This window comes from Cellulosilyticum ruminicola JCM 14822, assembly GCF_001311925.1.
GTDB classification, from domain to species: domain Bacteria; phylum Bacillota; class Clostridia; order Lachnospirales; family Cellulosilyticaceae; genus Cellulosilyticum; species Cellulosilyticum ruminicola.
This window is the reverse complement of the sequence record NZ_BBCG01000076.1, coordinates 1-12713: the sequence shown is the minus strand read 5'-3', so window position 1 is coordinate 12713 and position 12713 is coordinate 1. Positions and strand designations below refer to the sequence as shown.

9 protein-coding genes and 1 riboswitch are annotated in these 12713 nt (G+C 31.2%); all 9 genes read right to left on the bottom strand.

What is annotated here, in order from left to right; all coding sequences use genetic code 11:
• Positions 1-59: 59 nt before the first annotated feature.
• Positions 60-656: an ECF transporter S component gene (locus JCM14822_RS16365; protein WP_054743471.1), complete on the bottom strand. Its 597-nt coding sequence runs from the start codon at positions 654-656 to the stop codon at positions 60-62.
• A gap of 134 nt (positions 657-790) precedes the next feature.
• A riboswitch (FMN riboswitch) is annotated at positions 791-917 on the bottom strand.
• 79 nt (positions 918-996) lie between these two features.
• On the bottom strand, positions 997-3132 hold the full coding sequence (locus tag JCM14822_RS16360; protein ID WP_054743469.1) for a Tex family protein: 2136 nt from the start codon (positions 3130-3132) through the stop codon (positions 997-999).
• A 60-nt stretch (positions 3133-3192) separates the two neighbouring features.
• The gene (locus JCM14822_RS16355; protein ID WP_054743467.1) at positions 3193-4707 is read right to left on the bottom strand and encodes a sensor histidine kinase; all 1515 of its coding nucleotides are present in this window, start codon (positions 4705-4707) and stop codon (positions 3193-3195) included.
• An 11-nt stretch (positions 4708-4718) separates the two neighbouring features.
• A complete protein-coding gene (locus tag JCM14822_RS16350) occupies positions 4719-6275 on the bottom strand; it encodes a sensor histidine kinase (RefSeq protein WP_054743466.1) in 1557 nt (518 codons plus the stop codon).
• A gap of 160 nt (positions 6276-6435) precedes the next feature.
• Positions 6436-7344 carry a homoserine kinase gene (gene thrB / locus JCM14822_RS16345; protein ID WP_054743465.1) on the bottom strand — a complete coding sequence of 303 codons (909 nt, stop codon included), beginning with the start codon at positions 7342-7344 and terminating at the stop codon, positions 6436-6438.
• A gap of 116 nt (positions 7345-7460) precedes the next feature.
• A complete protein-coding gene (locus JCM14822_RS16340) occupies positions 7461-8669 on the bottom strand; it encodes an aspartate kinase (RefSeq protein ID WP_054743464.1) in 1209 nt (402 codons plus the stop codon).
• Between the two features lie 124 nt (positions 8670-8793).
• Positions 8794-10005: a homoserine dehydrogenase gene (locus JCM14822_RS16335; RefSeq protein ID WP_054743463.1), complete on the bottom strand. Its 1212-nt coding sequence runs from the start codon at positions 10003-10005 to the stop codon at positions 8794-8796.
• Positions 10006-10046: 41 nt separating this feature from the next.
• Positions 10047-10490 carry an ACT domain-containing protein gene (locus JCM14822_RS16330; RefSeq protein WP_054743462.1) on the bottom strand — a complete coding sequence of 148 codons (444 nt, stop codon included), beginning with the start codon at positions 10488-10490 and terminating at the stop codon, positions 10047-10049.
• Between the two features lie 263 nt (positions 10491-10753).
• Entirely contained in the window at positions 10754-12247 is a 1494-nt protein-coding gene (locus tag JCM14822_RS16325; protein ID WP_054743461.1) for an N-acetylmuramoyl-L-alanine amidase, read from the bottom strand.
• Positions 12248-12713: the final 466 nt, after the last annotated feature.

The following is a 12713-nucleotide window of genomic DNA, read 5'->3' as shown; positions in this document are numbered from 1 at the left end:
AATAAAAAAGCCTCACTTGAAATGAATAATCATTTCAAGTGAGGCTTATGCTTTACATATTATGCACGGCTTACTCTTAAATGTTTAAGTGCTGGTTGAATAGCTTTTACTAAAATCACACTAACTGTAGAAACAAGAATACCTTTTACAAAATTAAATGGTGCAATGACATAAAGTAAAAATGTCCATTTATCTACAATATTAGGATTAATCGCTGCACCCATACCGATACATGCTTGTTCACCATATAATGGCATTGTAATAAGAGCATTTGTCAGCATACCTGCGCCCATCATTAAAACAATACTTATTGTGCTGCCAATAATAATATTTTTAATTGTTGTACGTTTTCTTGTCATCAACGCAATTGGTAAAATATATGCAATTCCTACAAGCACATTGGCAATTTCTCCAACACCACCTGTACTTGAGTTAAATAATGCTAATAAGTTTTTAATAATAACGACTATAACTCCTGCTAATGGATGAATAACAAGTGTTGCAATAACGGCCGGCACATCACCAAAATCTATTTTTAAAAAGGCTGGAAAAATAGGTAATGGTATTTCAAGTGTACGCATAAGTACAATAGCTAGCGCACCTAAGATTCCTATTTTTACCATATTCACTGTGTTAAATAACTTTTTATCTTTCATATGCTAATCCTCCCTTAGACTTATGATTACCCAAATCTCATAGGTCAATTAATATTTTAATATCAAAAAGCAACCTATTCTTTCAACAGGTTGCTTATCATGGTCTAAGCTCAAATTATTATATCTTATACATTCTAGCTCTTCTACCATCCAGACTTTACTGTCGGTTTTGGAATTTCACCAAATCGGTACATTATCAAAATAATGTAATCGCGGACTATCACCGCCGGTCGGGAATTTCACCCTGCCCTGAAGAATTAAATTGCTTATTTAATTAATTAAATTATATGCCAAGAAAATAATTTTTCAAGTATCTTTTAAAGATTTAACTGGTCCTTTTTTATTTAACAGTTTTCATGCTTAAAGCAATTTTATTTTTTTCTACATCTACAGATAAAATAGTAACATCTACAATATCCCCTACTTTTACAACTTCTAATGGATGTTTAATAAATCTATCACTCATTTGAGATAAGTGTACAAGTCCATCTTGGTGCACTCCGATATCTACAAAAGCCCCAAAGTCTACAATATTTCTTACTGTTCCTTTAAGCTTCATACCTTCTTTTAAGTCTTTGATTTCTAAAACTTCACTATGAAGAATCGGCTGTGGCATATCTTCACGAGGATCTCTGCCTGGTTTCTCAAGTTCTTTAATAATATCTTCTAAAGTTGGGACACCTGTTCCCAACTTACTAGCCAGTGCCTCAATATCTGTAATCTTACTTCTTAAGTCTTGCATATGTCCTGCTTCCACTGTATCATAACCCACTTCTTTTAAAAGTGCTTTAGCAATGTGATAAGATTCTGGGTGAACACCTGTATTATCTAAGAAGTTATCTCCATTCACAATGCGTAAGAAACCTGCACATTGTTCAAACACTTTAGGACCTAATCCCTTTACTTTCTTAATCATATTACGATTTGTAAAACTTCCTACTTCTTCACGATAGGCAATGATATTTTGAGAAACCGTTTTCTTAATACCTGCTACATATTGTAAAAGAGATGCTGAAGCTGTATTAATATCTACCCCAACCTCATTAACTGCTCCCTCTACAACACCGCTTAGAGACTCCTCTAAACGTTTTTGATTCATATCATGTTGATATTGCCCAACACCAATAGCTTTAGGCTCGATTTTTACAAGTTCAGCAAGTGGATCTTGAAGACGTCTTGCAATAGACACAGCACTTCTTACCCCTACATCATCATTTGGAAATTCTTCTGTTCCAAGTTTTGAAGCCGAATAAACAGAAGCCCCTGCTTCATTAACAATAACATAATGTAATTTTTTATCAATTTCTTTTAAAAGCTCTGCTACAAACTTTTCAGTTTCACGCGAAGCAGTTCCATTACCAATTGACAGTAAATCTATATCATATTTTTCAATGAATTCTTTTAAAGCTTCTTTAGCTTCTTCAATTTTATTTTGTGGTGGTGTTGGAAAAATTACTGTTTTATCTAGTTTTTTACCTGTTTCATCTACTACTGCAATTTTACATCCTGTACGATAAGCAGGGTCAATCCCCATAACTGTATATCCTTTAATAGGTGCTTGCATTAAAAGCTGATAAAGATTTTTCTTAAATACTTCAAGTGCTCCTTCCTGAGCTTTTTCAGTAAGTTCATTACGAATATCTCGCTCAACTGCTGGCGCAATAAGACGTTTATAACTATCTTGTAGCATTTCTTCTAAAAGTTCTTTTGTACTACTCTCTTTTTGAATAATATTACGTACTAAATAAGCGATAATTTCATCTGCTGGTGCTTCAATCTTTACACTAAGTGTCTTTTCATTTTCACCACGATTAATAGCAAGAATGCGGTGTCCTGGCATAGAACTCACCTTTTCACTATAATCATAATACATTTCAAAAACAGTTTTTTCTTTTACATCTTTTGCTTTTGTAATAATAAGACCTTTATTAAACGTAAGCTTACGAATATATCCTCTAAACTTAGCATTATCTGAAACTTCTTCTGCAAGGATATCCTTGGCCCCATTTAAGGCTTCTTGTAATGATTTCACACCTTTTTCTTCATTTACAAAAGCTTGTGCTGCCTTTACAATATCTTGCTCTTTTTGCTCTTTTAAAATAACTGCTAAAGGTTCTAACCCTTTTTCTTTTGCAATTGTAGCACGGGTACGCTTTTTAGGGCGATATGGCATATATAAGTCTTCTACTTCTGTAGCAGTAGCAGCTTTCCAAATAGCATCCTTTAATTCTTTTGTAAGTTTACCCTGTTCTTCAATACTTTTAATAACTTGTTCTTTACGTGCCATTAAATTCTGAAGATAAGTATAACGTTCACCAAATTGACGTAACACCTCATCATTTAGTCCACCTGTTAACTCTTTTCGGTATCTAGCAATAAAAGGAATTGTGTTACCTTCATCAATTAACTTAATCGTATTTTCAACTTGTCTTTTTTTAATGCCAAGTTCTGTTTGTAAAATCTGTATAATATCCATGGTCTTCTCCTTATCTCTTTTTTCCCATTTTAACACACTTTATAAATTACTCCTATTCACTTATGCATAATATAAGCTTTTAATTTTATCTTTTAAATACTCCATATTTCCTTCCAAATAAATAGTTTCTTCTTCTCCTCCAACAATATTATAAAAGGTTACTTTTAAATAGCCACTTCCCTGATGACTAATATGGGCATTGTGCATCACCAATATGCACTTAATAAATTCTAATGCAAATACATCTCCTGCTTCTTCAATTTTGCACTTTGCAATATCCTTTTGATGCTCTTTAATAAACGTCTCTATTTCTTTGGCATAAATACTGACACTTACTGCCTTATTAATTGATTCATATTCTAAATCCATATAGATTTCTTTCCGCCCATGATTTAAAAGTGTTCCTATAATATACATACTAGCACGTTGAACAAGGACCAGATCAATACTCATTTTAATTTCTTCTTCATTTGTATTAAATATTAAGTCTACATCTTCATATAAAGTTGCAAACGCATCTATGACATTTTCAAGTACTTCTACCATATTATAAACTTCAAAGTTAGTTTTTAAATACCCACCTTTAAGTTTATTAATATCAATCATATGGATAATAAGCTTCATAGATTCATTACACTCTTTTTTTATATTTCTTAATTCATTTATAATTCCCTTATCTAACTCGTCATTTAACTTTATCACTTGTACAACACTTTGAATCACATTAATAGGTGTTTTAAGCTCATGCGACAAATTCACAATCGTATCCCGGTCTTCATGATTACTATAAATCTTTTCTTTCGCCGTCCGTGTCTTCTCAATAAGTTCATTCCAAGACTTTTTCAAACAATTATAATATAAACTTACACCTATTAAATATATATATATACTTTTAATATACATTAGAAACCACCGAATATGCTTAGCCCTTACACCAGTATTATTAAGTGACAGATATACACCTAATAAGTAATATATCCCCCTTATGGCAAAGACAATATATAGATACTGTATTCCCTTTTTAGATAATCTCCACTTAAATTTCTTTACATAATAAACACCTATTATATTTGTAAGTGCCAAAAACAAAGCCACAACTACAGTCATTATTGAATATACCTTTATATCATAATACACATATATTTGTTTACTTATTAAAATAGACATAAAAAAACAAACTGCAATATATGTAGCAATTTTATCTCTATTAATTTCTTTTCCTGCATACCACATAAAAACAGGTATACACAATAGTTCCAATAGATTACATTCAGACATCATCATCATATATACTCTAGGTAATCTATTATCTATCATTAACATAATAAGTCCATAAAGCATGTTAATTCCTTGAAAACTAAAAAGTATACTAATTATACGATAAGCACCTGTGCTACTACTATCAAAACGTTTATACAAAATAATATGCATACTAAGCATAAGAATAGTTGTATTAAGTAATAATATACTATATAAAAAAGTGGCTATATCCCTAATACACAATAATTTTGCCATGGTATAAAATAATACCCCACCACAAAGTGTAATGCATATATCTCTTTTGAAGTCTCCCACGACACCCTCCCCTATCTCTTTAAATCTGCAAACTCCACTTCAATCTTTCTCTTAAGTGTATCTTTAATTCTTGTTTCAATCTGTTTATTCTTCTGTCCATTATAAAGTGGTAAATTAAAACTCACTAAAGTTCCCTGTTCTTCTTTACTTTGAATCTTAATTTCTCCTTTATGCATTTCAATAATAGATTTTACAATAGCAAGCCCCAAACCACTGCCTTCTTGCATTCTTGATAATCCTGTATCGACTCTCTCAAAACGTTCAAATATATTTTTTAATTTTTCTTTTGGTATCCCCACACCTGTATCTTCTACACAAATATAAGCCCTTCCCCCTTTAGCATTAAGATAAACACATATTTTCCCATTAGTATTATTATATTTAATGGCATTTGAAATAAGATTTAATAATACACGCTCTATTTCATCGGAATCTACTAAGCAATAAACAGGTGTTTCAGTTTGAATCACATCTATTTTAAGCCCTCTATTTTCTATATAAGGTAATATAGATTCTACTAGTACTGTAAGCAACTGATTCATATGGGTCAACTTATACTTTGGTGTCACATTTCCAATATCCATCTGCCCCAAATCCAATATATTATTACTTAACTTCATTAACCGATTTGAGTTATTTTTGATTTTTTCAAGATGTTCCAAACTTCTTGTGTCATGTCCTTTTCTCATTTTCTTTTTAAGAATCTGGGTAGAATAATCTATGGACTTCATATAGTTTTTAAGTGCATATGAAGCAAAAACCAAATTATACTTATCTAACTCCTCCTGCGCCAATTCACTTTCTGTCATATTTAATTTCTTATCTGCTGGGTGCCATACTTGTTTAATAATCACCCTATAAATAAATTCATAAATTAAAATACAATGGACTGTATTACATGTATAAAAAACAACTGTCCACAAGCCATTATATAATATTCTAGTATTTAAGTTTCCTAGCAAATAACTAATCTTAAAAATCATAGACCATCTCAAATATTTTAGCTCATCCACATATACATTATAGGATTTTAAACTTAAACCTATAATTATAAAGCCAGCACTTAATACACTATACATAATTCTATAGTGTTTAATGAGCATATATTCTAGTGTATTATTTTTTTTAAGCACAATTCCTATAGATAATAATGTAAACAAACCCAGCATACTCATCCACCACTTAGTTGTTCGCTTTTCATCTACAAAATATAAATCGATATACAATAAAATAAGCTCCAAAAATTGAATAAGTGTATTATATCGATAATACATAATGGGCAGTCTTCTTTCATGAGTATGTATAATGTAAAGATACATATTGCAAATCGTAATAATTCCTAATATAAAATAACCATATGCAAGTATATTAATTTTGTTATTTTCTCTGACACTTATATTGGTCAATATCATAATAAAACTGGCAACTGCAATCACAATTATAATCACCAAACTTAAGAAAATTCCCGTATACATTAAATTCTTACTATTCAGCTTTAAATCTTTTAAATAAATCCCCCCAAAAAGAGCACTTACCATAACAATATACTTTATTCCTTTATCTCTCACCCTAGTTCCCTCATTCTATTCTTATAATTTAAAATTTTTTAACTATTATATATTTCATTGTATATTTTTTTTAACCTAACGTAAATATCTTTCACTCTAATAAGACAAAAAAAACAACCTATAGTTTATTTTACCTATAGATTGTTTAAAACAACTTTATTTAATAACGTAATTCCTCATTAATCCATACTTTTGCACCTTCATTATCAGCTTGAAGCATTTGTACTTGCCATTTATTCTCAAGTCCATCTAAATAACCTACCATTTCTCTTCTAAATGCTACAACATTTTTAACTACTGCCAAAAGTGTAGGTCCCGCACCACTTAAAAATGTTCCCTTAGCCCCATAAAACTTAGCTTTTTCTAAGATTTCGTCCATATGTGGAATTAATTTGGCACGATATGGCTCATGAAGGCAATCTTGCATAGCAAGCTCTAAATTATCCATATCTCCTATTAACATAGATGCTGTTAATAATGCTGCACGAGATGTATTAAAAACTGCATCTTTTAAACTTACTGTTTCAGGAAGAACCCCTCTTGCAAGTTCAGTAGATAATGTAAAGTCTGGAATCATTACGGCAAAATGTAAATTTTCTGCTACATGTACCTTTACATATTTCATATCCTTACTATTCATGGCCCCAATTGTCATTCCTCCAAGTAATGCTGGTGTTGTATTATCTGGATGCCCTTCTAATTGTGCTGCCATCTGTACAAGTTCTTCTTTGGAGAAGAAACTTTGACTTAATGCATTAGCAATATGTAAGCCTGCCACAATACATGCTGCACTGCTTCCTAATCCTCTTGTATGTGGAATACTATCTTGTTGAATAATTCTAAGACCAGGTACTTTCTGATTAATGTTTTCATAAAAAGCACAAATCGTTTTATAAATTAAATTTGTTTCATCTGTTGGTATTTCTTTATTCCCATCTTGTACAATAATTTCTAATCCTTCTTCAATTTCTTCTGCATAAATAATATTATACATTCCAAGTGCCATACCAATACTATCAAATCCAGGACCCATATTGGCTGTTGTTGCTGGTACTTTTACTTTAATCATATCTTTACCCCACCTTTTATATTTTTCATGCCACTTTTTAATCTAGCCATATTTTTGTTCTAAAAAAGGAGGCAAGGAACTGTGTCCTTCCCTCCTACTTTTCCTTAAATATAAAATTAATCTTCTAATTTAAAAATATCATGAATAGCATTCATTGCTCTATGCATATCTTTTTTATCAATTAAGATAGAAATTTTAATTTCTGAAGTTGAAATCATATGTATATTAATATTTGAATCAAACATAGCTTCAAACATTTTAGCTGCAACACCAGTATTTGATACCATACCAGCACCTACTACTGAAACTTTTGCTAAATTTTCATTGTAGTCTACTTCTGAGAATCCCCAACGATCTTTGTTTTCATCAATAACTTTTTGAGCATCTACTAAACTTGTTTCTGGTACTGTGAAAGAAATATCTTTTGTTTTATCACGACCTATTGATTGTAAAATAATATCTACGTTAATTCCCTTTTTAGCTAATGTTGCAAAAATATCAAACGCTTTACCTGGAGTATCTTTAAGTCCAATTAATGAAATACGTGCGATTTCATCATCTCCAGCTACACCACTTACTAACATTCTTTCCATCTTACAAGCCTCCTTAACGACTGTGCCTTCTACTCTTGTTAAACTTGAGCGAACGACTAATTCTACATTATATTTTTTTGCCATTTCTACTGAACGATTGTGTAATACTTTTGCGCCTAATGATGCAAGTTCTAACATCTCATCATAAGAAATCTCTTCAAGTTTTCTTGCATTTTTAACAACTCTAGGATCAGCAGTATATACGCCATCTACGTCTGTGTAGATTTCACATTTATCTGCATGAAGGGCTGCTGCAATCGCTACTGCTGTTGTATCAGATCCACCTCTACCAAGTGTTGTAATATCATCAAATCTATTAATTCCTTGGAAACCTGTTACAATAACAATGTTTCTACGGTCTAACTCTCTTCTTAAGCGATCTGGTTTTACACGTTTGAATCTTGCATTCCCATATGCAGATGTTGTTGACATACCAACTTGATATGCATTTAAAGAAATACATGGAAATCCAAGTTCTTTAAGTGCCATTGCCATAAGCGCAACAGATTGTTGTTCACCTGTTGATAACAACATATCAAGTTCTCTTTTTTCAGGATTACCACTAATTTCTTTTGCTTTCACAATAAGATCATCGGTCGTATCACCTTGTGCTGAAAGAACAACTACTACATCGTTTCCTGCTTTGTAAGTCTCTCCTATTCTGTTTGCTACATTAAAAACTCTTTCTACATTAGCTACAGAACTACCGCCAAATTTTTGTACAATTAACACGTTAGTTTCCTCCTCAAAAATAAACAAGCTGTTTATTTCATAATATCTATTTTCTATTTAAAAAATGATTTACTAATAGAACCATCTTCTATATAGCCTATCTTGTAGCTTTAAAAGCCTCTAATTATTTATCAATACGAATTTTGCTAAGTACATTAGCATAATCAATGATTTCCATCTTTTCTGCAAAAGTACTTTCACTGCAAACTTCTGTAATGAATGCGAATTCTCCCTCTAGAGCCTCTACTACTTCTAGCTGTTTAAAGTTTTCTTGTACTTTACTTACAACTTCTGCATTATCTTTTACTCTTACAAAATATCTAACTTTAACATCACCTTGATCTTTAAGTTCAATTTTTTTACGACTCCAGAATGAAATAATATTTGTTCCTTTATGTTTAGCAGCATCTACAATATCCGCAACTACAGCACTAGCTGTAGGAAGTTTTCCTGCACCACGGCCATAGAACATTACATCACCTATCACATTACCATTTACAAAAATAGCATTAAATACATCATTTACCATAGCAAGAGGATGTGATTTTGAAATAAGCATTGGTGATACACGAGCAAATACTGCATCGTCTTGTTTTTTACAAGTTGCAAGTAATTTAATGACATATCCCATTTTCTCTGCATAAACCATATCTTCTGCTGTAATCTTTGTAATTCCTTCTGTTGGTACTTCTTCAAAGTTCACATGTTCCCCTAAAGCAAGTGAAGCTAAAATAGCGATTTTACGACATGCATCATATCCTTCTACATCAGCAGCAGGATTTTTTTCTGCATAACCAAGAGCTTGTGCTTCTTTTAAAACATCTTCAAAGTCACGTCCCTCATCTTTCATTTTTGTTAAAATGAAGTTAGTTGTACCATTTAAGATACCTGTGATTTCACAAATTTCATCAGCAGTTAAACATTGGTTAAGTGGTCTAATAATAGGGATTCCACCACCTACACTGGCTTCAAATAAGAAGTTAACATTATTTTTTCTAGCAATTTCTAAAAGTTCTGCGCCATGAAGTGCTACCAGTTCTTTATTTGAAGTAACATAACTTTTACCACTTTCAAGACTTGTTTTAGCAAAAGCATAAGCAGGTTCTACACCACCCATTGCTTCTGCCACAATTTCAATCTCAGGATCTTCTGCAATTTGTTTAAAATCATGAACAATAATTTCATTTATAGGATTCCCAGGAAATTCTCTTAAATCAAGAACGTATTTAATTTCAATAGGAGTACCCGCCTTCTTATTGATGCTATCTTGATTAGCATTAATAACTTCAACTACACCACTACCAACTGTGCCATAACCTAATAATGCGACTTTCATCTTACACCCTCCATTTTCTATTTTCAACTTACCCTAACTAGCTACTCCCTAGCTAGAATTTTAATTTCTTGCACGCCACTAAGTGCACCAAGTCTTGTGATAAGTTCTTCAATTGGAATTACCATCTGAGAGGTTTCCATACAAAGGTTAATGATTGCAATACCGTTAATTGGCATCATTTGATTAATAGTAAGCACATTACCTCCTGCCTGAGCAATTCCATTTAATACATCTGAAAGCCTGCCAGTTTCATCTTGCAAACTAATCAGCATTGTAATTGCTTTTCCCTTTTCCTTATCATAAAAAGGAAATATAGCATCTCTATACTTATAAAAAGAGCTGCGGCTTATACCTACTTTTTCCGTAGCCTCTTGTACAGTAAGCATTTTATTTTTTTCAAGTATTTCTTTAACTGCCACTACCTTTAAAAATACTTCTGGTAGGACATTTTGACTAATTACATAGTATGGGTACTTCTGTTCCATCTTATACTCCTTGTTCGTTTCTCATGAACATTTGTTTATTTGTTACATACTATATCATATTCATTTTACGTTTTCAAGCGAACATAATATTATTTTATTTTTTTGTATAATTTTTTATATATTTTAGATAATTAAAGTTTATATTTTATTATTTTTGTTACATACTTTTAGATTGTATAAGCCTTATATTTCCATTTCATTCTACAATGTACAAAAAAGACAAGATATATTTTCTCAAATATCTTGTCTTTTTACTTTTTTTGTTAATTCAGTCCTTCATTGTAGTACTCTAAAATACAATTATATACTACATTGGCAAATCGTTCTGTATAGTTAGGAGCTGTGATTGTGTTAAAATCATTCGAATTACTAATAAAGCCAGTCTCTATTAATATAGCAGGATCGTTTGTTTCACGAATCACATAAAAATCTCCATGTTTTGTTTTACGGTCACGTAAACCAAACTCCTCTACTAACGCTTTTTGTACCCTACTTGCAAAAGTTTGTCCACGCTTATCAGAAGATGTATAGTAATAAGTTTCTATACCACTTGCTGAAGGCGCATTCTCCACATAATTTACATGTACACTAATATACATATCTGGTGAAATTTCATTTGATAATGCAACACGCATATCTAATGTAGGATATTGTTTGCCAACTATCCCATCCCCAGCTGTAGCATACCAATCTTCTGGCCTTGTCATATAAACTTTAATATTATTATCCGCTTCTAAAAGATTAAATAGTGCCTTACCACATCTAAGTGTGATATCCTTTTCTTTTACACCATTACATCTGGTCCCATCATCAGCCCCGCCATGTCCAGGATCAACTACAATAATCTTATTATACTTTTGATTTGGTTTCATAAAGTTAATTACAATACCATCTTGTCCCTTAGATAAATCAACTGCACATACACTACTTGTTTCCACAGTAATTTGAGCGCCTGAATTTGTTTTTGTAACATTTACTGCTTTTAAATAACCTATTTTTCCTTTCCAGCTTCCTGGTTTAACATCCTCTAATGCACTATTATTAATAGTAAATGTCATCTTTCGTTTCGTATAGTTATCATTTACTGTAATATCACTAACTGATATACCTGCACCTCCATCTGATATTGTCATTTTTTGAGCAATACTATCATAATTTAAAAATGGAAAAATACTATTTATTTCATTCATATAACTCATATTATTATTTTGACTTATTTCATCACTTATTATTTGATTATTACTAAAATCTTGATTTATATTGCTATTGCTTTGAATAATACTAGTTTGTTCATTAATATGTACACTACGTTCATTATTAAGCCACGCTACCTTGTAACCTAGTGCTTCACTTATGAAACGAATAGGTACCATAACTTTCTCATTAATTTCTTTTGGTGCTATCTCCATCTCTTTTATTTCACCATTTACCCAAGCGTCTTTATTGTTAAGCTCTAACACAATAAGTGAATTATCTTTTTCTATACAAACCTTTCTCTCACTACTTTTCCATTGTACTGTCGCTCCTAATGCTTGAAATACTTCTCTTATAGGTACAAGTACATAACCTTCTATTTGAACAGGCGGCATTACCTCTGATATCACTTCCATGTTATTAACATAAAGTGTAATGGGTGTCTTATCATATACATGTGTACTACCATCATATTTTAATGATAGACTACTCCCATATACTAAGCTCTGTGATAAGCTGACTACACCTAAAAGTACCATTAAATTTCGTAGTTTTAATTTCATCTTCTGTCTCCTTTATCAAACAAATTATTCTCATAATATATTCTTCTATATAATAATATAACAAATTGAAACAAAATAGTGTATTAATATACTTTTGTCATATTAATTTAACCAAATTTTAATTATCAATATTTTATAATTAAGGATATTCATAATTCAAAAGTTACCTTCTGCGGATAAAATTTTGATTTTTTATAAAAAGTTCAAAAATGGCGTCATTCGATTCAGCTAGTAAAATTTGATGTTTTTTATCCACTGACTTTGTTACAATATTTTTCTTTTAATTACTTAAAGTTTATACTGATACAGTTTGATTTTTTTGAGCATCATTTAATCTTGACGCAAACAGAGCAATACAACAAATGTCCATAAATACTTTTGCTTTTTTCATTGTTGGTACTCTAAGATTATCTAAACTATAATTATCTTTTAAATCACTAAAGATTCTTTCTACAGAAGTCCTTTG

What these genes read in the sequence shown, in the direction of transcription:
- JCM14822_RS16330 (WP_054743462.1), bottom strand. Translation starts at nt 10,490, where the DNA reads ATGGAACAGAAGTACCCATACTATGTAATTAGTCAAAATGTCCTACCA.
- JCM14822_RS16365 (WP_054743471.1), bottom strand. Translation starts at nt 656, where the DNA reads ATGAAAGATAAAAAGTTATTTAACACAGTGAATATGGTAAAAATAGGA.
- JCM14822_RS16360 (WP_054743469.1), bottom strand. Translation starts at nt 3,132, where the DNA reads ATGGATATTATACAGATTTTACAAACAGAACTTGGCATTAAAAAAAGA.
- thrB (WP_054743465.1), bottom strand. Translation starts at nt 7,344, where the DNA reads ATGATTAAAGTAAAAGTACCAGCAACAACAGCCAATATGGGTCCTGGA.
- JCM14822_RS16325 (WP_054743461.1), bottom strand. Translation starts at nt 12,247, where the DNA reads ATGAAATTAAAACTACGAAATTTAATGGTACTTTTAGGTGTAGTCAGC.
- JCM14822_RS16335 (WP_054743463.1), bottom strand. Translation starts at nt 10,005, where the DNA reads ATGAAAGTCGCATTATTAGGTTATGGCACAGTTGGTAGTGGTGTAGTT.